21 protein-coding genes and 1 tRNA gene are annotated in these 25,055 nt (G+C 63.1%); 9 read left to right on the top strand and 13 right to left on the bottom strand.

Annotation, left to right across the window (positions count from 1 at the left end; translation table 11 throughout):
• Window positions 1–297 precede the first annotated feature (297 nt).
• The 3 genes from PHD22_RS01230 to PHD22_RS01220 all read left to right on the top strand — a co-directional run bounded on the left by PHD22_RS01230 (window position 298) and on the right by PHD22_RS01220 (window position 3,897).
• Window positions 298–423 carry a hypothetical protein gene (locus PHD22_RS01230; protein ID WP_299861090.1) on the top strand — a complete coding sequence of 42 codons (126 nt, stop codon included), beginning with the start codon at window positions 298–300 and terminating at the stop codon, window positions 421–423.
• A gap of 108 nt (window positions 424–531) precedes the next feature.
• Window positions 532–834: a hypothetical protein gene (locus tag PHD22_RS01225; RefSeq protein ID WP_299861087.1), complete on the top strand. Its 303-nt coding sequence runs from the start codon at window positions 532–534 to the stop codon at window positions 832–834.
• Between the two features lie 174 nt (window positions 835–1,008).
• Window positions 1,009–3,897, top strand: a complete 2,889-nt coding sequence (locus tag PHD22_RS01220) for a hypothetical protein (protein WP_299861084.1) — start codon at window positions 1,009–1,011, stop codon at window positions 3,895–3,897.
• A 100-nt stretch (window positions 3,898–3,997) separates the two neighbouring features.
• Here PHD22_RS01220 and PHD22_RS01215 read toward each other — a convergent pair whose 3' ends face one another.
• The 6 genes from PHD22_RS01215 to PHD22_RS01190 form a co-directional block, all read right to left on the bottom strand.
• Window positions 3,998–4,786, bottom strand: coding sequence for a J domain-containing protein (locus PHD22_RS01215; RefSeq protein WP_299861081.1), 789 nt, complete (start codon window positions 4,784–4,786; stop codon window positions 3,998–4,000).
• A 9-nt stretch (window positions 4,787–4,795) separates the two neighbouring features.
• On the bottom strand, window positions 4,796–8,227 hold the full coding sequence (locus tag PHD22_RS01210) for a type I restriction endonuclease subunit R (protein ID WP_299861078.1): 3,432 nt from the start codon (window positions 8,225–8,227) through the stop codon (window positions 4,796–4,798).
• A gap of 129 nt (window positions 8,228–8,356) precedes the next feature.
• Window positions 8,357–10,018 (bottom strand): ATP-binding protein, encoded by a 1,662-nt coding sequence (locus PHD22_RS01205; protein WP_299861075.1) that lies wholly within the window; start codon window positions 10,016–10,018, stop codon window positions 8,357–8,359.
• Window positions 10,015–11,175, bottom strand: a complete 1,161-nt coding sequence (locus PHD22_RS01200) for a restriction endonuclease subunit S (protein WP_299861072.1) — start codon at window positions 11,173–11,175, stop codon at window positions 10,015–10,017. The genes PHD22_RS01205 and PHD22_RS01200 overlap by 4 nt, the downstream gene beginning before the upstream one ends.
• Complete coding sequence (locus PHD22_RS01195) at window positions 11,172–13,307, bottom strand: class I SAM-dependent DNA methyltransferase (protein WP_299861070.1); 2,136 nt, start codon at window positions 13,305–13,307, stop codon at window positions 11,172–11,174. Before PHD22_RS01195 ends, PHD22_RS01200 begins: the two co-directional genes overlap by 4 nt.
• 168 nt (window positions 13,308–13,475) lie before the next feature.
• Window positions 13,476–13,549, bottom strand: a tRNA-Gly gene (locus PHD22_RS01190).
• 68 nt (window positions 13,550–13,617) lie between these two features.
• On the opposite strand from PHD22_RS01190, the gene thiS reads away from it, so the two are divergent.
• From thiS to PHD22_RS01170, 4 genes are all read left to right on the top strand, one after another.
• Window positions 13,618–13,848 carry a sulfur carrier protein ThiS gene (gene thiS, locus PHD22_RS01185; protein ID WP_299861067.1) on the top strand — a complete coding sequence of 77 codons (231 nt, stop codon included), beginning with the start codon at window positions 13,618–13,620 and terminating at the stop codon, window positions 13,846–13,848.
• Between the two features lie 70 nt (window positions 13,849–13,918).
• Window positions 13,919–14,704, top strand: a complete 786-nt coding sequence (locus tag PHD22_RS01180; RefSeq protein ID WP_299861064.1) for a thiazole synthase — start codon at window positions 13,919–13,921, stop codon at window positions 14,702–14,704.
• An 80-nt stretch (window positions 14,705–14,784) separates the two neighbouring features.
• The gene (gene trmB / locus PHD22_RS01175; protein ID WP_299861062.1) at window positions 14,785–15,507 is read left to right on the top strand and encodes a tRNA (guanosine(46)-N7)-methyltransferase TrmB; all 723 of its coding nucleotides are present in this window, start codon (window positions 14,785–14,787) and stop codon (window positions 15,505–15,507) included.
• A 2-nt stretch (window positions 15,508–15,509) separates the two neighbouring features.
• Window positions 15,510–15,737 (top strand): hypothetical protein, encoded by a 228-nt coding sequence (locus tag PHD22_RS01170; RefSeq protein ID WP_299861059.1) that lies wholly within the window; start codon window positions 15,510–15,512, stop codon window positions 15,735–15,737.
• Window positions 15,738–15,776: 39 nt separating this feature from the next.
• Here the strand turns inward: PHD22_RS01170 and PHD22_RS01165 are convergent, their stop codons facing one another.
• Window positions 15,777–16,649 carry a lipid A biosynthesis acyltransferase gene (locus tag PHD22_RS01165; protein WP_299861056.1) on the bottom strand — a complete coding sequence of 291 codons (873 nt, stop codon included), beginning with the start codon at window positions 16,647–16,649 and terminating at the stop codon, window positions 15,777–15,779.
• 6 nt (window positions 16,650–16,655) lie between these two features.
• The gene (locus PHD22_RS01160) at window positions 16,656–17,516 is read right to left on the bottom strand and encodes a lysophospholipid acyltransferase family protein (protein WP_299861053.1); all 861 of its coding nucleotides are present in this window, start codon (window positions 17,514–17,516) and stop codon (window positions 16,656–16,658) included.
• Window positions 17,517–17,736: 220 nt separating this feature from the next.
• Between PHD22_RS01160 and metK the strand changes: the two genes are divergently transcribed.
• Window positions 17,737–18,903, top strand: a complete 1,167-nt coding sequence (gene metK / locus PHD22_RS01155) for a methionine adenosyltransferase (protein WP_299861049.1) — start codon at window positions 17,737–17,739, stop codon at window positions 18,901–18,903.
• Window positions 18,904–18,965: 62 nt separating this feature from the next.
• On the opposite strand, the gene PHD22_RS01150 is transcribed toward metK, so the two are convergent.
• Window positions 18,966–19,637 carry an MBL fold metallo-hydrolase gene (locus PHD22_RS01150; RefSeq protein ID WP_299861044.1) on the bottom strand — a complete coding sequence of 224 codons (672 nt, stop codon included), beginning with the start codon at window positions 19,635–19,637 and terminating at the stop codon, window positions 18,966–18,968.
• A 32-nt stretch (window positions 19,638–19,669) separates the two neighbouring features.
• Window positions 19,670–20,017 (bottom strand): cupin domain-containing protein, encoded by a 348-nt coding sequence (locus tag PHD22_RS01145; protein WP_299861041.1) that lies wholly within the window; start codon window positions 20,015–20,017, stop codon window positions 19,670–19,672.
• A gap of 220 nt (window positions 20,018–20,237) precedes the next feature.
• Between PHD22_RS01145 and PHD22_RS01140 the strand changes: the two genes are divergently transcribed.
• On the top strand, window positions 20,238–22,721 hold the full coding sequence (locus PHD22_RS01140; protein ID WP_299861038.1) for a diguanylate cyclase: 2,484 nt from the start codon (window positions 20,238–20,240) through the stop codon (window positions 22,719–22,721).
• On the opposite strand, the gene ccmI is transcribed toward PHD22_RS01140, so the two are convergent.
• The 3 genes from ccmI to PHD22_RS01125 are packed head-to-tail and all read right to left on the bottom strand — an operon-like array spanning window position 22,722 to window position 25,055.
• Window positions 22,722–23,960, bottom strand: a complete 1,239-nt coding sequence (gene ccmI, locus PHD22_RS01135; protein WP_299861035.1) for a c-type cytochrome biogenesis protein CcmI — start codon at window positions 23,958–23,960, stop codon at window positions 22,722–22,724. It lies immediately after the preceding gene.
• Complete coding sequence (locus PHD22_RS01130) at window positions 23,957–24,463, bottom strand: cytochrome c-type biogenesis protein (protein WP_299861032.1); 507 nt, start codon at window positions 24,461–24,463, stop codon at window positions 23,957–23,959. The genes ccmI and PHD22_RS01130 overlap by 4 nt, the downstream gene beginning before the upstream one ends.
• 1 nt (window position 24,464) lies before the next feature.
• The gene (locus tag PHD22_RS01125; RefSeq protein WP_299861029.1) at window positions 24,465–25,055 is read right to left on the bottom strand and encodes a DsbE family thiol:disulfide interchange protein; all 591 of its coding nucleotides are present in this window, start codon (window positions 25,053–25,055) and stop codon (window positions 24,465–24,467) included.

Here is a 25,055-nt window from a genome sequence, read left to right as displayed (position 1 = left end):
CGGGGCGCTCTGGGCATGGACGTGTTCTGGGTAGCGGATGACTCAAGGGCAGATCAGGAGCGTAACCGAATCCTGACCGAACTGGATGTGGCTGTATCGGCCTGAAGCCTCGAAACCATTCCCTCCATGGACTGGATCCAGCCGGATGGAGGTGGTCTTTCAAACGGCCTCCGATGCGGAGAATTCACCCCCACGGATTCGCTGATTTCCCTCTTCGAATTCGGTTTGGTCCCTGGCCTGAAGCGCAGGCAGCGGACTACCTGGAACCTCACCTGATGATGCAAAGGAGCAGCAGCGATGGAAATGGAATTCTACGGCGACGAGCGCGATTACGAGCCGGGCGGCATCTACTACGACGGCTCGATGGATGTCCTGGACGACGACGATCCGGACGACTACGACGGCGATCCGTACGACGACTGAAGCGCCCGCGCCTGCTTGCACCTGATATCGCTTCCCTATCGACCCATCGCCCCGGCAGCCTTTTACCTACGCGCTGCGCTGACCCGGGGCACTTGGAGGAATCTGATCATGAATCTGCTTGAAATGAAATCCGGCAATGTCCTCGACCCCTTCCTGATCCGCGGGATCGTCAAGTTCCCCGGCAAGGGTGTTGTGTTCAAGAATGAGTACAACAAGACGATGGTCTACGAACCTGAAACCGACCCGTTCAACCAGGACGCCCTCGTGAAGGCTGTCGTCCAGGTGCTGCGTGCCGGCAAAGCCTGGGAGCAGCCGGATTGGGCGGCCGAGTACGCCAAGGCCGACAAGGCACGCGCCGAGGCTAAAGCCAGGGCCCAGGCCAAGTCGAACGACGCCAGCCGCGCCGCCTGATCTCCTGGACGCGCCGCCTGGTATCGGCGGCCCGCTCTTTCCCTCCTCTTTCTTCCCGCCCCTGATCGCGCGCTGCGACAGGGGCGAATTCTTTGATAGTCTCGCGGCACGTTCATCTCCTGTGCGCAGGCTGTCCGACTTCCTCCGGTATCCGGTCTGCGCGATCACGCCCGCATGCCGCCGACTCCGCCCGATTCCGACACTTCCTACGCCCTTGACGATGACTTTGGCCTCGATGGCCTGAACCTGCAGATTTCCGACGCTGGCGCCGAGGACGAGGCGGAACTGGAAGCTTCCCTCTCGCGCGGAGGGGATCCGGATGAGGATACGGACGGCGTCCGCGAGGCTGATGCCGACGAGAGCTTCAGCGAGATTGAGGAAGAGTTGGCCGACTTCCTCAACGAAGCTTTGGAGGAGCCGGTCGGGCGTAGGCGTGCGCGGGGCGAGCTTTTATGGGTCGGGTTCGATGGCGAATGGGTCTTCGATGAAGTCGCCCTGCGCAACAACATCCTCTCGATCCAGCTCTTCGTGCCCGCGCAGCCGGCGATCAGCAGCCACCCGGACAAGCAGGAACGCGCCGCGGCGCTCAGCCGGATCATCTATGCCCGGGACCTGACGCCGGAAGGTCGGCCGTCCCTGCAGGCGAGCTTGCGCCAGCTCGTCGATGATGCGCTTGAGGCGCAGGTGATACAGGAGACTCCGAGTCAGATCAACGTGGTGGGCTTCGGGCTGCGCTTCGACCTCGGTGCGCTGGGGGATTTCAAGGAACTCAAGACCCAGATCGACAGCGTTTCCGGCAAGGTCGCCACCGTCGGCGCCCAGGCGAGCATGCAGTACGCCCGCACGCTCATGACCGGCGACATGTTGGAGCCTGAGATCGTCGGGCTGCACTTCATCGACCTCGCCGCCCACGTGGCGCCCGGGACGGCGCTGCGGGCCCTGGGCAAACAACTGGGCAAGCCGAAGCTCGACATTCCCCCGCCGTACTCGATCGAGCGGATGGACGCGTATCTGGCCGGAGACCGGGCCGGCTTCGAGGCCTACGCGATGCGGGACGCCGAGATCGCGGTGCTCTACGCGCTGCGTCTCCACGAGTTCGCCCGGACGAAGCTCGGCCTCAAGATGAAGCGTGGTGGCAAGTGGGTGCCCGGCCTCAAGGTCTTGCCGGCGACCGCTAGCGGCCTGGCGCTCAAGTGGTGCCTGCAGAAGATGGACGCGGCCGGCATCGACCGCCTGCAGGCCTTCGGGCTGCACAAGACCACCACTGAGGCCTACCACGCGCCGACCAAGAAGCGACGCACGATCAAGGGCGTCGAGCCGACGCCGATGCGGCGGATTCAGGAAGCCTTCCTGACCGACTGTTACGCGGGTGGGCGCAACGAATCCTTCTTCATCGGCCCAAGCCCGGTGGGTGTATGGCGCGACTACGATCTGGCCGGCGCCTACTCGACCGGCCTCGTGGACATGCCGCTGATCGACTTCGAGAACCCGCGGGCGAGCCTCGACGTGAAGGATTACCTCGGCCATGTGGCCGGGTATGCCCTCGTCGAATTCGCGCACCCGGACGACACCCGTTTCCCGGTGTTCGCCGTGTCCCGCGGCGGCAAGGGCCTGATCTTCCCGCTCCGGGGCACGGCCTACGCGACGGCGGCGGAGATCCGCGTCGCCCATGATCTGGGGTGCCGGATCAAGATCCGCTGGGGTGTCCTTTACCCGTGGCGCCAGCTGCCGGGTGACACGCTGGTCGATGGCGTGCCGAGCACGCGCCTGTTCGGGCCCTTCGTGAAGGCCGCACGGGAACTGCGCACCGAGCAGGAAAAGCTCAAGGGCCCGGACTCGCCGGAGGCACTGGCGGCCAAGCTGTACGCCAATGGGGTGTACGGCAAGGTCTGTCAGTCATTGCGCCCGAAGAATGTCTTCGATACCCGCACGGTGTCGTCCGTCCGGCTGAAGCCGTCGCCGATCACCAACCCGGCGATCGGCGCCTACGTGACCGGCTTCATCCGCGCCATTCTGGCTGAGATCCTGAACCGCATCCCGCGCGAGCGCACCGTCCTGTCTGTCACGACCGATGGCTGGCTCTGCGACGTTTCCGAAGAGGAGATCGTCGCCTGCCTGGATGGCCCGCTGTGCCGGCGCTTCCAGGCGCTGTGTGACGAGATCGTGCCGGGCTCGAAGATGTTGGAGGTGAAGCATGAGGTTGCCCAGGTGGTGTGTATGAAAACGCGCGGGCAGCTGACCGGTCTGGCGTTCGAGGTGCCCGAGGTCGCGCCTGATGAACCGGAAAACCGGAAGAAGCTCCCGAAGGAGAAGATCGTGCTCGCCAAGGCCGGCGTGCAGGTCACGGTCGATGCACCCAACGATCTCGATGGCGAGGCCTACAAGCGCCTGCAGAACGAGAAGATGCTGAACCTGTACCTCGATCGCCGCCCGGGCAAGAAGATCCTCCTCAAGCAGTTCCCGGCGATCCGCGATCAGTGGGAGAAGGGGATCGACCTCTTCAAGTTCGAGAAGCGGCTCGTGCTGAGCCTGGAGCCGGACCTGAAGCGCGCGCCGTGCAATCCACGGATGATCGATGTGGCGAGCCGTCAGCGGGCCCACATCAGCCTCGACACGCGGCCGTGGGCCAGCGTCGAGGAATTCGACTCGGCACGGGCCACGCTCGATGCGTGGCGGGGCAAGCACTGCCTCAAGACGATGAAGGACTGGCAGTCGCTCGATGAGGCGATCCAGCTTGGCCTGATCCGCTCCCGGCTACGTGCCGAGGGGAAGGTGACGCTCAACGTCCGCGAGGGCATGCCCGCCAGCGACATGCTGCGCCGGGCCTTCCTGCGGGCGTATGCCCATGAAGAACTCGGGCTGACCAGGACCTACAGCTACCCTGCGCTGGCGCGCTGGCTAACCGATCTGGGGTATCCGACCAAGGTGTCCGAGCCGCGCAGCGCCAAGTCGCAGAAGGTGGTGCTGGGCTGCGTGCCGCGGACCGAGGACGTCATGGTGCTGTTTGAGCGGCTGCAGGCGGAGTTTCCGGGGGCGGAGTTGGGGAGGTTACTGGCGAAATGAAGGAGTTGGCGTTGGGGGGCACGCAGTGTGAGGGATGACAGGAAAGTTGAGATGTGCAAAAAAAAAACTACTCATCCACTTTTTCGCGCGGTGTGTTTTTTTATCCTGAGGACTGTTTGTGGTGCTTTAGGGCTTCGTTGCGTAAATGGTTTAAGTGCCCAGCGACCTTGCGTGCGTCGGCGTTCATGCTCCAATTCGGTATGTCGTGAAACGTAGATTTTCCGTTGTTTGTCCTGCTTATTCTAAGAATGCAAGATTTTCCTTTGCTGTCGCGTTGAATGAGTTGAATGTCCGTGACTTCCGTCCAGCGCCACAAGCGATTGCCTCGGGATGTAATGCGTACTCCACGATCATCGGCGGTAAGCGCGCTACTGGAAGTCAGGGATGATCCAAAAGCCAACAAGATTGCGACGCCGAATGGGATTCCTAATATGCGGAGGGTCCATTGCCCTATTAAATCCTTGTAATACATGAGCCCATCCTGAGTGATCGTAGCGTTCGATGACCATGCAGCGATTCCAGCCCACACCATCATCAAACCGAAACCAACAAAACCCCATGTCTGGAAGCGTCGAATAGGAACCACATACTCGTAACTCGTCACCTCCGATTGGGGATTGGCGAAATTCGAGCCGGACCGATTGGCTTGCTGTTTTGACGAAAAGGCAGACTGTTCATGGTCTGCGAGCGCCTTATCGTAAGCTGCTCGGCGAACAGGGTCCGACAGCACTTCATACGCAGTATTGATTCGTTGCATGTACGTATGTGCTTTCACCGCGTCAGGGTACTTGTCAGGATGATACTTTTGGCAAAGCGTTTTATAGGCTGCGCGAATAACGCTATCGCTGGCCACCTTGGAGACTTGTAGGGTGTCGTAGTACGTTTTCATTTTTGACACTTACGGCGAGGTAAACTGACCACTGGCACTTTGCTGCCAGACATGCCGGTAGATGAGATTGGCGACCGTACTCTTCTCCTCGGCCGAATAAAGCGGGTCGGGCAGCGCCATATACAGGTGGTCGAGGATGAAGGTTTCCACTTCCGCCTGGGTCTGCTCTTTTTCGGTCCAGCGGTCGAGAGGGGCGATCAGTTGCTGCAGGTCGGCGAGTAGTGCTCGGCTTTCCTGCTTGAGTAGCTCCCTCTCGCTGGCGTTCAAGGATTTCATGTTGAGCAGGTCGAACAGGGCCAGCTGGTCTTCGCTCAGCCCCAGTTCGATGGCGCGCCGTTGCTCCACATCGAGGCTTTGGGAAAGGTTCATCAAGCGGACAAAGGTTTCCTCGATGCTCGCTCTGTCCTTGTCGGCGTTGTAGGCGGCGATGATCTCGTGGTAGGTCTTCTCGAAATTCATCCGCAGCGGGTTGTGCGCGAGCATTTGCGCGAGCTTCTCCTCCAGAATCTTCCGGATGTCTTCGATGACAGTCGCCTTGCGCTTGACCTTCCTGCTGAACTCCTCCTTCAGGCGTTCCATGTCGATCTTGGACAGGTCCACGGTGATGCCCTTGGCCTGGTCTTCCCCCGGCTCCTGCGTGGCGATCGCCTCATTGACGATGCGGCGAAGCACCTTGAGCAGTTCGCTCACGTCGGAGGTGTCCCGGCGCTCGCCCAGTTTCTTGTAGATCGCTTCAAGATTGTCGTGGCGCTCGGCGTAGATCAGCGCCGAAGGTTCGACCAGCAGCGCCTTGAAGCGGCTGAACACGACCCGGGCCAGAATCTCGAAGCGGCGGCGTGCCTCGTCGCTCGTGTAGATGGCCTCCACCGCATCCGCGATCTTCTGGATGCGCGGAAACCCTTTTGTGCCGATCAGGCTGAGCGGGTCAAAGCCGAGACTCTGTAAGTGGGCTTCAGTGAACTCGATGGCGTCGCACAGTGCCTTGACCCGTTCTTCTAGCGGGGCGACGATCTCTTCCTCTCCGCCTTCATCGCCGAGGGCATACTTGGCCAGCGCCTCGCGCAGGCTCTTGAGCATGCCGTTGTAGTCGACGATCAGGCCGAAATCCTTGCCCGGGAAACGCCGGTTGGCGCGGGCAATCGCCTGCATCAAGGTATGGGCTCTCATCGGCTTGTCGATGTAGAGGGTGGCCAGGCATTCGACATCGAAGCCTGTCAGCCACATCGCGCATACGACGGCGACCCTGAAAGGGTGATGGGGGTCTTTGAAGGCCGATTCGACATCGACGCGCCGGCCGTCCGCGGTTTCAAAGCCCTGCTTCATCCGGGCCCGGTGCGGGATGATGTCGAACTTCCATTCCTTGAAGTCGGCGACTTCGTTCTGCGCCTCGCTGATGATGATCTCGACGATCGTCTCATCCAGCCATGCCGCTTTGGCGAGCAGTTGATCCCGCTGCGCATGGAGTTGCTGGCGGATCGAGTCGTCAGCGGTCGCGGCGATCTCGGTCAGCTTGGCGTCAGCGTCAGCCCGAACCCTAGCCGTCTTGTCCCGCCATCTGGGTTCGATGAGCATCAGCATCCGCGCGCAGGTGATCTTGTCGATGCAGACCAGCATCGCCTTGCCGGCCTCCCAGCGGGTGGCGCAATGTTCGACGAAGTCGTCGACGAGTTTTTCCAGCCGGGCATCCGCGGTAATGACTTCGTAGTCTTTGCCCAGCAGCTTTTCCACGAGGGCCTTCTGATCCGGCTTCAGTTCGGCGGCTTCGACCGCCTTGCTGATCTTGTCGTTCAGGTCCGGCTTGGCGATGCCGAGCTTCTCGCCACGGTTCTCATACACCAGCTTGACTGTTGCCCCGTCCTCCTCGCTGCGTTTGAAGTCGTAGCGGGAAACGTAATCGCCAAAGATCCGCTTGGTCAGCTGGTCGCTCTTGAACAGCGGCGTGCCTGTGAAGCCGATGAAGGCCGCGTTGGGCAGCGCGATCCGCATGTTGCGGGCGAGCTTGCCCGCCTGGGTGCGGTGGGCTTCATCGGAGATGACGATGATGTCGTCGCGCTCGCTATAGGCCTCGCCGGCGCTCAGGTCACGGTTGAACTTGTGGATCAGGCTGAAGACGTAACGGTGGTTCTGCTTGAGCAGGACTTCCAGCTCCTTGCCTGAGCCGGCACGCGGTGTCTCTTCATCGGCTACGCCGCATCCGACGAAGGTCTTGTAAATCTGGCTGTCCAGGTCGTCCCGGTCGGTCATCAGCACGAAGGTGAAGTTGCCCTCCAGCGTCCGCCGCACCTTCTCGGCAAAGAAGGCCATCGAATAGGACTTGCCGCTGCCCTGGGTGTGCCAGACGACCCCCAGCCGGCCGAGTTCGGGGTGAGCCCGCTCGACGATCTGCAGGGTGCGCTTGGCGGGCTTCGGGTCCTTTTCCCCATACTCGGCGGGCGGTTCCGCCGCCATCGGGTAGCCCGTGGCCGGCTCGTTGGCGGCCTCATCCGCTTCCTTGTCGGGGAGTTCGATGACCCGATACTTCAGGCGCTCGCCCGGCGGAAACTCTCTCTTGATCGACTCCTGGCGACGGACGGCTTCGACGGCCCGGTTCACGCCCAGCAGTTGGTGGTTGCGGGCAACCACCTTGCGCACCGAGCCGGCTTTGCTGGCGTCGAACAGGATGAAGTTCTCGAGGATGTCGAGCAGCCGGGATTTTTCGAGCATGCCGTTCAGCAAGACCTCGGCCTCTAGGCTGCCCGAATCCCGCTCGTCCAGGCGTTTCCATTCGCCGAAGTGTTCCCAGGCGCTGGTGATCGAGCCATAGCGGGCGCGATGGCCGTTGCTGACGATCAGGAAAGCGTTGTGGTGGAAGGCATGGGCGATGACGTTCTCGTCGAGGTAATCCTTCAGATTCCCGTCGAAGCCGGCCCGGATGTTCTTGTAGACCGCCTTGAGTTCGATAAACACCACGGGGAGGCCGTTGATGAAGCAGACGAGGTCGGCCCGGCGGTTGTAGTTCGGCGTGCGCAGCCCGGTGATCTTGAGTTCCCGCACCGCCAGGAAGCGGTTGTTGGCGGCCGAGCGGAAGTCGATGACCCGGGCCTGCACCTGTCGCAGCTTGCCCTTCGCGTCGTGGTAAGTGACCGGCACGCCGTCGCGGATCAGCCTGTAAAAGGCCTGGTTGTGCTGGATCAGGGAGCGGGAATGGTCGTGGCGGGTCAGCTTTGCCACCGCATCATCCAGCGCGGGGGCTGGCAGTGTCGGGTTGAGCCGGGCAAGCGCGTTCCGCAGATCCCGCACCAGCACCACCTCCCGCTCGCTCTCTCGCCCCAGCGTGCCTGCGGGCCCGAAAGTTTCCTGGTTCCAGGCATACACACTGTCCCAGCCCAGTTGGTTTTGCAGGTGTTCGGCGAAGGTCGCCTGAACCAGACGGTCTTCGCTGTTGATGTCGGTGTAGGCCATGCGCCGCCTTCTATCGGACAAACGTCTTTCGCGTAAAGGACAAGCGCACCGCCTGTCCTTTACGAAAACCCAGGCCCTTCAAGGCCTTGATGTCGGATCGGGGTGAGGCGGGCGATAAGTTTCTTGAAACTACCCGGCCTCGTGTCTTTTAAGTTCCTGCTCGGAAAGTCGGTAGCGCCGCCAGCGGCGCTCACCTGAATGGGATACTCGCCCATCTTCGGTCAGCTCGTCCAGTGCTCGTTTGACGGTCTTGGCGGAGATTTCCACGCCGATCCGGCGATTGATGTCGGAGCTGGAAGAGTCCGGGTTGCGCCCCAGATCTTCCACGATCAGCGCACGCAGCCGGTGTGGCTCGATGCGGGTTAGTGTCGTCTGGAGGTCGAGGCGGGCTTCCCGCAGGCTTTCCGGGGCCACGAAGTAGCGCATGCCTGAGGTCTTGCCGTTGGTGCGAATCAGGCCGAAGGTTTGCAGCCGGCCCAGCCATGGGGTCAGATCTTCGGCTTTATCGGTTTCCAGTTCGGCGCTCAACTCCCGCGCCGTCATGCCTTCCGTCTGCGCCAGTACGCCCAGCGTGATCCGCTCCCGTTGCCTGAGGTGAAAACGTGCATCGGCCTCGGTGAGCAGGCGCATGACTTCGGGCTTGGCAATACGGCGCTGGATCGTCACCCGCACCCAGTCCGGCCCCTCTTCAGGGACCGGCGCCGGGCGGCCCTGGGACAGCAGGCGGTCGTAGATCAGATCGAAGCCGCTGCCCTCGCGCTCCATCAGGCCGAGATCATGGAACACCCGCGCCAGTCCCTCATTACGACGCCGGCTGGCGTGCAAGATGTTGCGCGGCGTCACTCCCAGCGGCAGCCGGCCGGGGTTCACCACCTCCAGCCGTTCCGGGTACAGGTTGAGGTAGATGTCACCTTGCTGGGTGTAGGGCCGATGAACCAGCGCATTCACCAACAGCTCGCGCACCACCTTCTCGTCGTAGGCGGGTACCTGGCGACGATAAAGGCCCTCGGCTACCTCATAGCTTTCGCGAAAGTCCGGTAGCTCGTGCCAGATCGCATCCACCAGTTCAACCGGGGACAGGGTGCCGTCGTCCCATACCCACTTGTTGATCTTCTGGCCATGTTCGTCGTACTTGATGGCCTGGACCAGTGGTGCTGTGCCGAGGGCGCGCCGATCGGCGGCCGTACCAAGCAGCAGAACGCCGAGGCGGGTGAGCGTCGTCTCTTGCGCCAGGCCGTAATGGGTCAGCAGTTCATCGGCTGTCTTTTCCTTGACCGAGCTCTTTACGCGGTCGGAGCTCCGGATGGCCTGGGTGAAGGCGGCAAGCTTGTCCGAATCTGCACCGCTGCGGGCAACCGGGCTGTCCATTGCCTCCCACGGGCGCCCCGGCCGTTCGTTGGCCAGCCGCAGCACGTCGTCGCCCACCACCGGCTTGCAGGTGTCGCCGACCCGCAGGAAGTAACGCCCCTGGCTGGTCGAGGCTACGCCAGGCGAGCGGTGGATGACCAGCTCGATGTACTCGCCGCCATTGGCGGCCCGTTGCAGGCTGGGCAGCACCTGCACATTCACCGTCAGCTCGCCGATGCGCTTGCGCAGGCGGTCCAGCAGTTCCGGCGCGACCTTCTGGTCAGGTGGCGGTTCGGACTGATCATCCTCGATGCCGATCAGGAGCCGCCCGCCGGCGCCGTTGGCGAAGCACACGCAGTCCTTCGCGACTTCGTCCCAGTCGGCCGACTTGCCGGTGATGATGCGTAGGGACTTGAAGTCAGTGTGCTGGTCTTCGCGAGTCATACGCTGATCTCGCCGCTCATCAGGCGCGGCAGCAGGAGGTCGCGGGCGGTGCGGAGTTTCTGGTTTTGTTCATCCAGAACTTCAATCATGTCCCGAATGTCCCCGACCTGTTCTGCGTAGTGATCCTGCAGGGCACGAGGGGCAACGGGTATCGGCACGGTTTTCAAGGCACCTGCGCTCAGATTGGGCATGGTTGAGCCTTTTGCTCGGTTTGCAATGATGCCCAAGGTCTCAGGGGTGCCGAGCGTATCGAAAAAATAAAGCGGATTGATGGCTGCAGGGTCAGGGCGCAATCTCAGACAGCCCGTCCCACAGAACCAGCCCTCTTGGCGTTTACCGATGAAGGCCCGACGCCCAATGTCGCCCCGCCTGCCATAGACCGTATCGCCAACCGCCATCCGGTGCCGCGAGAGTTGATCGGCCAAGGCCTCGGGAATCCTCGCAATGGAAGATGTGGCGATACGGAAGCCGACCAGATCCTTCGGCATGACCACCGGGACCCCTTCATCGGCGTAATCGGACTGGTGCAATTGGCTGCCAAAAGGTCCGGTTTGAATGCCGTCACCACTGACGCAAATCGATTCGAGGGTGGCCTTTTCCCAACCCTCCGGCAGACCATCGGTGATGCGCACGTGCTCATGGCCGGGAAAGCGCAGATGGACGAACCATTCCTGATAGAGCAGCCGCGCCGATTCTTCCAGTAGGGTCATTCGACGGCGGTTGTTTTCGATCAGGTCGTCGTAAGCGCCAAGTATTTGAACGATACGACGCTGTGCCTGTAAGTCCGGCACGAGAACTCTGATCTCGTGAAGGACGTTGCGATCCACTCCGGGTACCGCTGCTTTCTCGCTCTGGTATCCCTTGAGAACATTTCTCAGGAAATAAGCGGCGAATCGAGGATCGTTGCCTTTGAAGTCGATCACGTAGAGCGCCGTATTCAAAGGCCAGTAATCTTTTTCGAGGTAGAACACTTCGCCGATGGTGCCATATCGACCGGTTACTACCCCCGGTGCTGTTGCTCTTGCCTCGTTGTGGGTTCCGGTAATGCCTGACGATGAAACTACAGGCACATCACCCTCTTGACGCGAGTGCTCTGGTAGATCGTGGCCACGTTTAAGTGTCAGCACGTCACCCAAACGGCAGGATTGCCAACTCATACCCCCAGCCCCTCGAAGTTCTCCTGAATCCGCGCCGCCAGCTCCGCCGCCTCCCGGTTCAGGTCGGCCAGTTCGGTGTGAAGGTCGCGCATGGTCTGCTCGAAGTCGAAGTCCTCGTCCACTTCCGCCGGGGCGACGCCGACGTAGCGGCCCGGGGTGAGGCTCCAGTCGGCGGCCTCGATGTCGGCGCGGCTGACGAGCTTGCACAGGCCGGGCACGTCGCGCAGTTCAGCATCGGGGAAGCGCTCGATCAGCCAGGCGGCGTGGCGCTGGAAGTAGCGGATCTGCTTGAGGCGTTCCACGGCCGCATGGCGGGCGGCATCCGCGGCCTTGCGGGCCTTGTTGATCTCACGGCTGTTCCAGTCGGGGCTGTCCTTGGCGGCGAACTCCTTCTCGCACAGTTCGATCGTGCGGCTGGTGATCTTGAAGGCGTGGTCCAGATCTGCAATCAGGCTGCGGCTGTGGTCGACAAAGCCTTTCAAAAGGTTGTCATGCACATCGACGGCGTCGGCCATGCCTTCGGAGCCTTGTATCCAGTGGCCCTCGATGTCGTTGGTGAAGACCCGAAAGAGTTCGATCGGGTCGCTTGGGTTGTCGATAGCACCGTATTCACCCAGGGCAGTATCGTGGGGCGTGCCCTCCGGCAACTGGTCTAGAAAGGGCTTCATGAGCTGGCGCAGCGCCGTGTAGCTGGAGACGAAGTCGGCCAGGGGCTCGCAGGATTTGTCGCCGGTTTCGTCGAGAAAACAGGTATGGGCAGCGTTGATCGCGCTGCTGATGTGCTGCTGGACCAGTTCGACGAAACGCTCCCGCTGCCCGCGATACAGCCAGACGATGGCGGCGAGGCTGGCCTGCTGCTCGGGGCTGAAGTCGTAGATCTTGCGCGTGACCTTGCGGTAGATGTGCCGGGCGTCGAGCATCAGCACCTTGTCCTTGCGCTCGGGCGGCTTGGCGCGGTCGAAATGCCACAGCTCGCAGGGGACGGTGCGGGTGTAGAAGAAGTTGGAGCGGATCGCGATCATCACGTCCACGTCGCCGGTCTCCACCAGCTTGCGCCTGACTTCCTTCTCACCGTGGCCGGCACTGCTCGCCTGTGACGACATCACGAAGCCAGCACGGCCTGTTTCCGACAGGTAGCTGTGGAAGTAGGAGATCCACAGATAGTTGCCGTTGGAGACCTCCTTGTCCTTGTTGGTGGTGCCCGGTAGGCCGAAAGGCAGGCGGCGGTCGTTCTTGACCTTGGTGGCGTCCACCTTGTCCACGTTGAAGGGCGGGTTGGCCATCACGAAGTCGCAGTTGCCCCATAGGGCACGGCCGTCCGGCAGCCGGTGCTTGTCGTCGTAGAAGGAATTGGCCTCCTGGATGTCGCCTTCGAGGCCATGCACCGCGAGGTTCATCTTGGCGAGGCGGATCGTGGTGGCGGTTTTCTCCTGTCCGTAGAAGGTGACCCGCTTCATCGTTTCCAGCCCTTCGTCTTCGATGAAGTGGCTGGTCTGCACGAACATGCCGCCGGAGCCGCAGGCGGGATCGAAGACCACGCCATGATCGGGCTCGATGACGTTGACGAGGGTCTGCACCAGCGACGGCGGGGTGAAGAACTCACCGTTGTCCTGGGCGCCCTGGATCGCAAACTTCATCAGGAAGTATTCGTAGATGCGCCCGAACACGTCGCCGCTCGCGCTGCGCAGCACTTCGGAGTCGAACTTGCGGAGCAGGTTTTCCAGCAGTTCGTTGTCGAAGCGGTCGTAATCCTTTGGCAACTGCCCCGCTAGGGGCTCGAAGTCGGCCTCAATCGCGTCCATGGCGTCGACCAGGGCGGCGCCGAGGTCGGTGCCGGCCGGCAGTGTCAGCAGGTGGTTGTAATGGGCGGTAGCGGGCAGCATCAGCGCCCGGCGCTTGATGAAGTCGCCCTTGACCAGCGCCCGGGGTGGCATCTTGCCAGCCTCCTGGTCGGCCTTGATAGCCTTCAGGGCAGCGTCGTAACGGTTGGAGGCGTGGCGCAGGAAGATGACGCCCAGCACCGGCATGCAGTATTCGCTGCTGGTCAGCTTGGAGTTGGCACGCAGTTGATCGGCAGCCTCCCACAGGCTGTCTTCGATCTTGGAGATGTTCTGAAAGGGGTTTGCGCTCATCGATCTGCTTCTGGCTTCCGGCTGGGGGCGCAAGTTTAACCTGCCAGCCAGATGAAGCTTGATCGTGCCCAACCCACCTCCGACCAGATATCGACCAGACAACAAAAAAGCCAACCCCGAGAGGTTGGCCTTTTTGCTTGCAGATCAACGACCTGCCGGAATCCGATGTGGAGCGGGCGATGGGAATCGAACCCACGGCTCTAGCTTGGGAAGCTAGGGTATTACCATTATACGACGCCCGCTCGGGAGTCCGTAATTGTACGCAGACCGGAGGCGGAGGGCAACCGGCGGGCGTGGTAAACTCTGCTTCATGTCTGCTCAAGCCCATTCCTCCGTTTCCCTGTCCCTGTTCATCAACGGTGAGTCCCGCAATTTGGCCAGGCCGCTCACGGTGGCGGGCCTGCTCGACCAGATGGGTCTTGCGGGCAAGCGCCTGGCCGTGGAGCGCAACGGCGAGATCGTGCCCAAGGGCGTGCATGGCGCCACGGAACTCGCAGACGGGGACCGGCTTGAGATCGTGGTGGCGGTGGGGGGCGGCTGATACCACTCCCTGCGGCTGACGGGTGCTGCGGGCCTCTTTTCTTCATTCCTCTTTTCAGACGGGCGTTTCCATGGACGATGTGCTGACGATTGCAGGCAAGGCGTATTCTTCCCGGCTCCTGGTGGGCACCGGCAAGTACAAGGATTTCAGCGAGACCCGGGAGGCCGTCGTGGCCAGCGGGGCGCAGATCGTCACGGTGGCGATCCGCCGGACCAACATCGGTCAGGATCCCAAGGCGCCTAGCCTGCTGGATGCCCTGCCGCCGTCCGAGTTCACTTACCTGCCCAATACGGCGGGTTGTTACAGCGCGGATGATGCGGTGCGGACCTTGCGTCTGGCGCGGGAATTGCTGGACGATCATCGCCTGGTGAAGCTGGAAGTGCTGGGCGATCCTCATACCCTTTTTCCGAACATGCCCGAAACCCTCAAGGCGGCCGAGGTGCTGGTCAAGGAGGGCTTCGAGGTGATGGTGTACTGCTCCGACGATCCCATCCAGGCGAAGATGCTGGAGGACATCGGCTGTGTGGCGGTGATGCCCCTGGCTTCCCTGATCGGTTCGGGGATGGGCGTCCTGAATCCCTGGAACGTCCAGCTGGTGCGGGATGCGGTGAAGGTGCCGGTGCTGCTGGATGCGGGGGTGGGCACGGCTTCCGATGCGGCCATCGCCATGGAGCTGGGCTGTGACGGGGTGCTGATGAATACGGCGATTGCCCTGGCCCGGGATCCGGTGCGCATGGCCGGGGCCATGAAGAAGGGGGTCGAGGCGGGTCGCGAGGCCTACCTGGCCGGACGGATGCCCAGGAAGTTCTATACCGCCAGCCCGAGTTCGCCCACCACGGGCCTGATCGGCAGCTGAGCCCTTGTCGGGCGGATGCGTTCGCCCTTGTTTCTTGCGGCGCGCCGGGGGTGGGCCGCTTTGTATTTTTGGATGCCGCCATGAGCGAAGAGAACACCCTGCCGCCCGCTGACGAACAGCAGCCCGCTGGCCGTCTGACGTCCCAGTCCATCCGCAGCTTCGTGCTGCGCCAGGGGCGCATGTCCGATGCCCAGCATCGTTTCCTGGATGAGATGATGCCCCGAGTGGGGATTGCCTTCCGTCCTGAGCCCGTCGATCTGAGCCAGGTCTTCGGGCGTCGGGCGCCCCAGATCGTCGAGATCGGTTTCGGCATGGGCCAGGCCACGGCGCAGATTGCCCAGGCCCGGCCGGGCGATGATTTTGTGGGCATCGAGGTGCATGCGCCGGGGGTGGGCGGCCTGTGCAAGCTGATCGATGAGGCGGGGATCACCAACCTGCGGATTGTTCAGCACGATGCGGTGGAGGTGCTGAGGGACATGATTCCCGAGGGGTCCCTGGCCGGTGTGCATGTGTATTTTCCCGATCCGTGGCCCAAGAAGCGTCATCACAAGCGTCGGCTGATCCAGGGGCCGTTCGTCAAGCTGATCGCCTCGCGCCTCGCGCCTGGCGGCTACCTGCACTGTGCCACCGACTGGGAGGAGTACGCCCAGCAGATGCTGGAGGTGCTCTCTGCCGAGCCCCTGCTGGCCAACACCGCCGACGGCTACGCGCCGAAGCCCGATTACCGCCCCCTCACCAAGTTCGAGAACCGGGGCCTCAAGCTGGGCCATGGGGTGTGGGATCTGGTCTTCAAGCGGGTGTGAGCATGGCCGAGGGGCGCGTTCCCTGGAGCGTCTGGGCGCTGGGGCTGCCGGGGGTGGCCTGCCTGCTCCTTGGCATGGGGTTGCTGGCGGGCGTCGGCAGTGGATTCCACCCCTTGCTGCAGGCATCGGGGGCGGAACTGGTGCTGATCGTCTCAGGCGTGGCCCTGCTGGGGACGGCGGGGTTTCCCCTGGTTCTGGCCCGTTTGGCGGACAAGGACGAGGCGGCCTGACCCGGGGCGTTGCCAGGAGTGCCACCCCGCCCACTGGTTTCAGTAGATCTTCGCCTCTCCGGGCGGACGGGTCTTGAAGCGGCGGTGCACCCAGTAATACTGGGCCGGCATCGTGCGGATGCGTTCTTCCAGAAAGGCGTTCATCCGGCGTACGTCTTCTTCCAGACTCGGACCCGGAAAATCCTTCCAGGGCTCGCCCAGCTCCACCACATAGCCCTGGCCGCCAGGCAGCATCCGGGTCACGCAGGGCACCACCACGGCACCGCCGAGGCGGGCCAGCCGGGGCAGGGCCGAGAGGGTGGCCGCCGGGATGCCGAAGAAGGGCACGAAGAGGGAGTCTTCGATTCCGTTGTCCATGTCCGGCAGGTAGTAGAAGGGCCGGATCTCCTTCAGTCCCTTGATCGATGCGCGGATGCTGTCCCCCCGCTGGAGCAGCAGCTGGCTGCCGAAGCGGCTGCGCCCGTGGTAGAGCCACCGGTCGATGACCTTGTCCCGCTGGCGGGCGTAGATGCTCACGCAGTCGAAGCGGGTGGACAGGCGGGTGCCGCCCAGGTCGAGACCCAGGAAGTGGGGGGTCAGGAGGATGACCGGCTGGCGGGCGTCCACAAGGGACTGGAGCATTTCTTCTCCTTCCACGCGTACCAGGGCGCGGATCCGTGATTCGGGGGCGAACCAGCACAGGCCCCGCTCGAGCAGGCTGCGTCCGGCGAGGGCGAAGTGCTCCTTGGCCAGTCGTGTGCGCTCGTTTTCCGGGAGCTGGGGAAAGCACAGGCGCAGATTGGTATGCACCACCCGGCGGCGTGGGGCGATGATCCAGTACAGCAGATGGCCTAGCCCACGCCCGATGGGAGCCTGGACGGAAAGGGGCAGCCAGTGGAGCAGCCACAGCAGGGCGACGATGATTCGACTCATGGTTTTTCAGGTATTGGTGGGGGCAGGCGGTGCGCCGGAGGGGCGCTTGTAGCGGTTGTAGCCCCACAGGTACTGGGCAGGGTTGCTGCGGATCAGGGCTTCCATTTCCCGGTTGATGGCGACCGCGCGCGTTTCGGTGCTCCCGTCCAGGGGCTCCCGAGGGGGGCTCATGCGCAGGTGAAAGCCCTTGCCATCAGGCAGGCGTTCGCCAAAGGCAAACAGGGTGGTTACGCCATTGATCTCGGAGAGCCGGGCTGCCAGGGTCATGGTGTAGGCGGCCCGGCCAAAAAACGGCAGCCAGAGCCCTTCACCAGCGCCAGGGACCTGATCCGGCAGCATGCCGACGGCTTCGCCAGCCCGCAGGGCCTTGACCAGCTGGCGGACTCCTCCCACGTCGGCGGGGGCGGAGTGGATGTGCCCCCGGTTGCGACCGGCCTCGATCACCGGACGCAGGACGGGTTTCTTGGGAGGCCGGAACAGGACGGTGATCGGTCCATGCAGGGAGAAGTACTGGGCAGCGATCTCGAAACATCCCAGGTGGGGGGTGATGAACAGGATGCCGCCCTTGCGGGCGAGTGCGGCTTCCACGTGTTCCCAGCCGCTCACCTGAACCACCTTCATGGCCACCTCGTTCTGAGGGCGCAGAAGCAGCCACGGCATCTCGAGCGCCTGCCTGCCGGTTTCGCTCACGGCCCGGCGCCAGACCCGGCCCGCCTCGGTGGATCCCAAGGCCTGCTCCAGGTTGGCCCGGAGACGTCTGCGATAGGTGGGAGAGAGGGCATAGGTGAGCCAGCCTGCCAGGCCCCCCAGGGAGTGCAGCAAGCCGAAGGGTAGGGCGGCGAGAAGCTTGAAGATCAAAGACGCCATCAGGGAGGGGCTGGTTAGGGGCCGCATTGACGGCCGGGTGAGTAAGGCTATAATTGTGATTCCGCCGAGTTAATCCGACAACTTGCAGGGCGGAGGTGGTGCACAAGATTACCTGTGTGCCGGGCCAAAAAAATACTGCTAAAGCGTCGCCGCTCCCGAAAATCCCCAGAGCCGGCAACGCCGACACTCCGGGGATTTTTGTTTTAGGAGCATTTCCAGCATGGCCCGTGAATTCCTGTTTACCTCTGAGTCCGTCTCCGAGGGCCATCCCGACAAGGTCGCCGACCAGATCTCCGATGCCGTTCTCGATGCCATTCTGGCGCAGGATCCCCGCGGCCGGGTGGCCTGCGAGACCCTGGTATCCACCGGGCTGGTCGTGATTTCCGGCGAGATCACGACCAAGGCCGACATCAACTACATGGACATCGCCCGGGAGACCGTCAAGCGGATCGGCTATGACGATTCTGATATCGGCTTCGACTACAAGAGCTGCGCGGTACTCACCGCCATCAACCGCCAGTCTGCCGACATCGCTCAAGGGGTGAACGAGGGCGAAGGCCTTGATCTGGACCAGGGGGCTGGCGATCAAGGCCTGATGTTCGGTTTCGCCACCAACGAAACCCCCAGCCTGATGCCTTTCCCCATTTACTACGCTCACCGCATCATGCAGCGCCAGGCTGAAGTCCGTAAGGATGGCCGCCTGCCCTGGCTGCGCCCGGACGCCAAGAGCCAGCTGACGGTCAAGTATGTGGATGGCAAGCCGGTGGCCATCGACACCGTGGTGGTGTCCACCCAGCATCACCCGGATATTTCCCATGCGGACCTGACCGAGGCGGTGATCGAGGAAGTCATCAAGCCGGTGCTGCCCAAGGAGATGCTGACTGCCAACACGCGTTTTCTGATCAACCCGACCGGCCGTTTCGTCATTGGTGGCCCGGCCGGCGATTGTGGCCTGACCGGGCGCAAGATCATCGTCGATACCTACGGCGGTGCGGCTCACCACGGGGGGGGCGCGTTTTCGGGCAAGGATCCCTCCAAGGTCGACCGTTCCGCGGCCTACGCTGGCCGCTACGTGGCCAAGAACATTGTTGCTGCGGGCCTTGCCGACAAATGTGAAGTGCAGGTGGCTTACGCCATCGGCGTTGCCCGGCCGGTTTCCCTGATGGTCGAGACCTTCGGGACCGGCAAGGTGTCTGACGACAGAATCGTCGAACTGGTGAAAGAGCACTTCGATCTGCGTCCGAAGGGCATCATCGCCAGCCTCGATCTGCTGCGCCCGATCTTTTCCCGCACCGCGGCTTACGGCCACTTCGGTCGTGACGAGGTGGACTTCACCTGGGAAAACACCGACAAGGCTGCCGCCCTGCGCGCAGATGCCGGCCTGTAGTTCCCCGTCAAACCTCAAAAAACGGCGACTTTCAGGTCGCCGTTTTTTTGAGGACCAGGGGCTTACTGCTCCTTGCGGAACGGGCTGAACTCCACGGGTACCCAGGCGTAGGCCTTGCCGTCGGCCCGTACATGGCCGATGCCGGGGAAGGGCAGATGCATGCCGGCCAGGGCCAGTTTTTCCTTGGCGGCACGGGCAAACAGGGCTTTCCGTGCGGCGACGGCTTCGGACAGCCAGAAATCGCTGTCTGCCTTGGACACGCGGATCTCGGCATTGGGGAAGGCTGGCTTGCCCTCTGCTGTCAGCAGGCCGTTGATGTGATCGCCATGGAGATGGGTCAGCAGCACTACAGCCACTTGCTCAGGCTGGTAGCCGGCGGCCTTGAGGTTGTCGATCACGAAGCCCAGGCTGGGGCCGAAGCTTTTGGCCGCGCCCGTGTCCACCAGGACCAGTTTGCCGCTGGTGTTGATCAGGAAGGCATTGACCGCAGTCTGGACCTTCTCACCCTCCAGGAACTGGCGCGCCAGCAGGCGCTGGATCTCGGCAGGGCTGGCATTCTTCAGGATCTTGCTGTTCAGGTCGAGATAGCCGTCGTACAGGGCAGTGACTTCGATATCTCCGACGGAGAGGCGGTAGAAGCCGGGGACCTGAGTGCCCACGGCCGGGGCTTCGGCCTGCACGGCAGGTGCTACAGGGAGCAGGCAGATGCCCAGGGCTAGGGCGAAACTGCGCATGGGGGAAGGAGCATGGACGTTTCTCCAGTGGGTCAGAAAGATCGGGAAAAGCGTGTGGGGTCTCCGGGCGTGACATGGATGGTCAGCCAGACCGTGTCGGGGTCCGTCGAGGCCACCCGGTGGCGACGTCCCGCGGGGATCTGCAGCCAGTCCCCTGGTCGGAGGGGCAGGTTTTCCCCGCATTCGAAGAGCAGTTCTGCGCAGCCCTGAACCAGCATCACCCACTCGTCGTCCGTCTGTTCGTACCAGAATCCAGGCGGGCTGGCGTGCCCATGGGAGACGATGCGCTCCACCTTCAGGCCGGGGCGTGCCAGGAGCGTTTCAATGTGTTCTTCGGGACCTGGCGGAGGCAGGGGGTGCAGCAAATTTCGGACAGTCATGAACATTTTCCGGACAGCTGTAAAGTATGCCTCCCGCAAGCCGCAAAGGCTATTGTTGAGAAGGCGCAGGGACAAACGTGCCCGACCGGCGCTACCCTGTCGCTTGCATGTGATCAGGGACAAGGGCCGCCGGTGATCTGGCCACTTCCATTGCAGGATATCGGGCATAGTCGATGATGTTCAATGAACGCTGCTCCGCAAGATGGCACCCACGAGCCCCATGAGCGCATGGACTGAATCCTTGGCCGTTGACCGCTGGCGGAGCATCCGCTCCCTGTGGCGGGGATCCCTGCGCCTGCGGGTGGCCACAGGGGTCCTGACGGGCGTTCTGCTGGCCCTTTGGCTGACTACCCTGGGCCTGGGGTACCACCTGCGCCAGGAGGTACAGACGGCCCTGTCGGCTCAGCAGTTCTCGGTGGTGTCCCTGCTGGCCGGTGAGATCGATCGTTCGGTGAATGAGCGTATGAAGGCCCTGGAGATGGTGGCCGGGGACTTGACGGAAGAGATCCTGGCGGATCCTGTGCAACTGCGCCGGCAGATCCGTGCCCAGAAGGTGCTGCAGATCCTTTTCAACTGGGGGGTTCTGGTCACTGACCAGAAAGGAACGACTCTGGTGGGTATTCCCGAACACCACGGCTGGGACGGCATCAATTACCTGGATGTCCCCGTGATCCGGCAAGTGCTCGAGACAGGGGTTGCCGTCATTGGACAGGCTCAGCTGGGCCGGACCTCCGGCCAGCCCTTGGTGCCGATGGTCGTGCCCCTGAGGGATCGGGGCGGCGAAACCGTGGGGACCCTGATCGGTCTTGTGAATCTCGCACAACCTAATTTTCTTGATGAAATCGGTGCCAATACCTTTGGCCGCAGGGGCGGTTACCTGATTACCGACCCCGTGCAGCGCATCTTCATTGCGGGTACCAACAAAAGCCGGGTAATGCAGCCGGGTCCCCCAAAGGGAGTCAATCCGGTGTACGACCGTTATATCGAGGGGTACGACGGTTCGGGTCTGGCCCTCAGCTCCCAGGGGGTCGTCGAGCTGTCTTCCAGCAAGCGGGTGTCCTCCACGGGGTGGTTGATGCAGTCGGTGTTGCCGGCTGAGGAGGCATTTGCTCCTCTGGATGCCCTCCAGTTGCGCTTGCTGGCGGCGGCCGTCGGACTGACCCTGATGGCGGGAGGGCTCGCCTGGTGGTGGTTGAGACGGGAGCTGACCCCCCTTGGGGAGGCGGCCCGCCTGCTTGCCGGCATGAAGGACGGTACCCTGCCGCGTCGGCATCTGCCCGTGCGTCGGGATGACGAGATCGGCGCTCTGGCAGGCGCTTTCAACGGGCTTCTGGATGCCATTGTCGAGAGCGAAGCCCGGGCGGCGGAGCACAGTTTCAATCAGCGTCTCCGGACGATCGTGGCCCAGGTGCCCGGGGTGGTGTTCCAGTTCCGGGTGGCTCCCGACGGGGTTCAAATGCTCAGTTATGTCAGTGACGCGGTCCGGGAGTTGTCCGGCCTGGCACCCGAGGATCTGATGGGCGACAGCAGTCTTCTGCTGAGGCTGGTTCACCCCGATGATGTGCCCTTGTACCTGGAAAGCCAGCGCACTGCGGCGGCAGGTCTCGGCCCCTGGCGGGTGGAGTGCCGTATCCACCACCCGCAGCGGGGGCTGCGGTGGGTCCGGATCGATGCCTTGCCCGAGGCGGATCCTGATGGTTCAGTAAGCTGGCATGGCTTTGCGATGGATATTACCGAGTCCAAGGAGACTGAAAGCGAATTGCGCATTGCCGCCGCCACCTTTGAAACCCAGCAGGGTATCTTCATCACGGATGCGCGGGAGCGCATCTTGCGGGTCAACCAGGCCTTCACCGTGATGACGGGTTACACACCCGGTGAGGCGATTGGCCAGACTCCGGCCTTGCTGCGCTCCGGCCATCATTCGGCCGAATTCTATGATGAGTTGAGGACGGGGCTTGTCCGGGACGGCTTCTGGCAGGGGGAGCTGTGGAACCGGCGCAAGGATGGGGTGGTGTTTGTGGAGTGGGCAACCATTTCAGAGGTCCGCGACCCTTCCGGGCGTCTGACCCATTACGTGGCGGCCTTCTCCGATATCACCGAGCACAAGAAAGCCGAGGAGCAGATTCACCGGCTGGCCTTCTTCGATCCCTTGACCCAGCTCCCCAACCGGCGTCTGTTCCATGACCGGCTGGATCAGGCCATGGGCCTGAGCGCCCGCAGTCAGCATCTGGGGGCCGTGCTCTTCCTGGATCTGGACAGCTTCAAGGGGCTCAACGACAGTCATGGTCATGTGATGGGTGACGAGCTCCTGGTCGAGGTGGCCCGTCGCCTGACTGCGTGCATGCGGGAGACGGACACGGTTGCCCGCCTGGGTGGGGATGAATTCGTTGTCATCCTCGAAGGCCTTGACGCGAACGAGGCTCAGGCTGGCGCCCAGGCCCGGCAGGTGGCAGAGAAATTGCGCCAGGTGCTGGCCGAGCCTTACTGCCTGAGCCTGCCGACCGGTGGGGCGGTGGTCACCCATCGCTGTTCGGCCAGCATTGGCGTCTGTCTGTTCCGGGGGCGGGATGAAGCCAGGGGTGAATTGATCAAGCAGGCGGATATCGCCATGTACCGGGCCAAATCGGCGGGACGCAATGCGATCCGCTTTTTCCATGCGGGGGCACCGCAGGAGGAGGCCGGTCAGCCCCTCCTGCCGCACTGATCAGGGCAGGATCCGCTCGATCTGGATCGCGACCCCGCTGCTACCCGGTCTGATTGGGCCAATTTCACCAGTCAGGTCGCCTGGCTGGGCTTTGGCGTCACCTGACCGGGAGACCCGGGCTTCGATCATCACAGCGGGTACCGAGGACAGCTTCGTGTCGGGCGTCATGGCCATGCTGTCGTCGAGGACAAAGTCCCTGGGCAGGTCGGCCACCCGGGCACGTACCACCGCCAGGGGCATCCGGGAGCCCTCCACCGCACGGGCGAAGATGAACACGGTGTCCTCGGGGCGGGCCTTGTCCTTCAGGGCTGCCGCAAGGCTGACCCGACCACTGAGGGTCGATGCCGCGTCGGGCGTGACCTTGTCGTTGCTGCCCAGGGGGGCTGCAGGCGTTGTCGTTGTGGCCTGGGGGCTCATCAGGCTGCGCACCTTCGCGACGCCTGCGGCCAGGGCCTGTCCTTCCTCCGAGTCGGGAGGCAGCTGGGCCAGGACCTTTTCCCAGTGGACCAGCGCCTGGGGATACTGCTTCCGGAAGTAGGCGTCCGTGCCGGCCAGTACCAGGGCCTGCGGGCTGTCCGGATGTTCCTTGAGTACCTTTCTGAGGAGTTCGGCCCCGCGGCCTTCAACCCTGCCTTCGTTCATTTCAGCCGACAGCTCGGCCACGTCCAGCATCAGGTCCGGATCGGATTCGACAAAGCTGCCCGCCTTGTCGAAGGCCTGAGCCGCTGCGTCGAGACGGCCCATTACCTTGTAGCTGCGGGCCAGCATCGCCCAGCCTTCCGGGTTGTCCGGGTTGGTCCTGAGACGCTCCGCCAGGTTGGCGACCATCTGCTCCACCTCGGCGGCACTTTGGGTGGCCACCTGATGGCTGGCCGGATCCAGCGCCTGAGGATTGCCCAGCACGAAGTACAGGGCCACTGCTGCCAGCGGCAGGCTCACCGTGAGACCCAGGGCGGTGCGGGGGAGTCGTCCAGGAGGCGTTGTCATGGGCTCTGCTTCTTCCCCCAGGTCTTCAAGGATGCGGCGCTCCAGTTCCTCCCTGGCCGTCGCGTGGTCTGCGGGGGAAAGGGTGCCGTTGGCCATGTCCCGTTCCAGCTCGGCGAGCTGATCCCGGTAGATGGCAGCATTGATTGCCCGGCGGGAGGCGGCGCTGCCCTGGCGACGGCGCAGCAGGGGCCAGCAGACAATGGTCAGGGCCAGCAGGGTCAGGAGGCCGGCAGAAATCCAGAAGGCAGTCATGGTGCGTCCTTGGGACGGGAGGGCGTCCCGCTGTCATCGGCCAGCAGGGCTTCGGCAGCAGCTCGGTCGGTAGCGGAAAGGGCGGGAGGCTGCGACTGGCGTGCGCGCCGCCGCAGGTAGGCGATCAGGCCGAGCACAGCCCCGGCAAGGATCACGAAGGGGCCATACCAGAGCAGCCAGGTGGTCGGTTTGACGGGGGGGCGATAGAGCACGAAGTCGCCGTAGCGTGCCACCAGGTAGTCCTTGATCGCGGTGTCGCTTTTGCCCTCCTCGATCTGCAGGCGTACCTCCCGGCGCAGGTCTTCGGCCAGCTCGGCCCGGGAGCCCGCAAGGCTTTCGTTCTGGCAGACCAGGCAGCGCAGCTCTTCTGAAATGGCGATGAGGCGGGCTTCCACCTGGGGGTTGGCGGCCATGGGTGTGGCCTCGGCCGCGTGACCGGGGGCGACGGGCAGCAGCGGGCCTAGAAGCAGGGCTGCCGCGAGTTGGGTGAGGGTACGCTTCATGTCAGGATTCGCTTGCCAGCTGGCGGGCCAGAGGCAGGATCTTCTTCTCCAGGGCCTCGGGGGTGATCGGGCCGATCTGCTTGAAGCGGATGATCCCTTTCTTGTCGATCAGGTAGGTCTCCGGCACGCCATAGACTCCGTAGTCGATGCCCACCCGTCCATCCAGGTCGATGACCGACAGGGTGTAGGGGTCTCCGTGCTGACGGAGCCAGGTGTTGGCCCGCTGGCGGGCGAGGGCAGTTTCCTCCTCCAGGGGCAGCTTCTTTGCATCCAGGCCGCCATCACCGCGTACTTCCTTGTAATTCAGGCCGACGATGGGCAGCCCGCCCTGTCTGGCAAAGCTGACCAGCAGCGGGTGTTCGGCGCGGCAGGAGACGCACCAGGAGGCCCACACGTTGAGCAGCCAGACCTGGCCGCGCATGTCTGTGGGGGAAAACTGCCTGTCCGGTTCAGCCAGGGTGGCCAGGCGGAAGTCCGGTGTCGGCTTGCCCACCAGGGGCGAGGGAACCTCGTGGGGGTCCTTGTTGAGGCCGATGGCCAGGAAGATGACGAGGACCAGGAACAGGCCCAGGGGAATCAGGAAGCGTTTCAC

The sequence above is a fragment of the Zoogloea sp. genome (assembly GCF_028693495.1).
Taxonomy (GTDB): domain Bacteria; phylum Pseudomonadota; class Gammaproteobacteria; order Burkholderiales; family Rhodocyclaceae; genus Zoogloea.
Note: the sequence above shows the minus strand (reverse complement) of the source record. Positions and strands in the feature narration are given on the sequence as shown.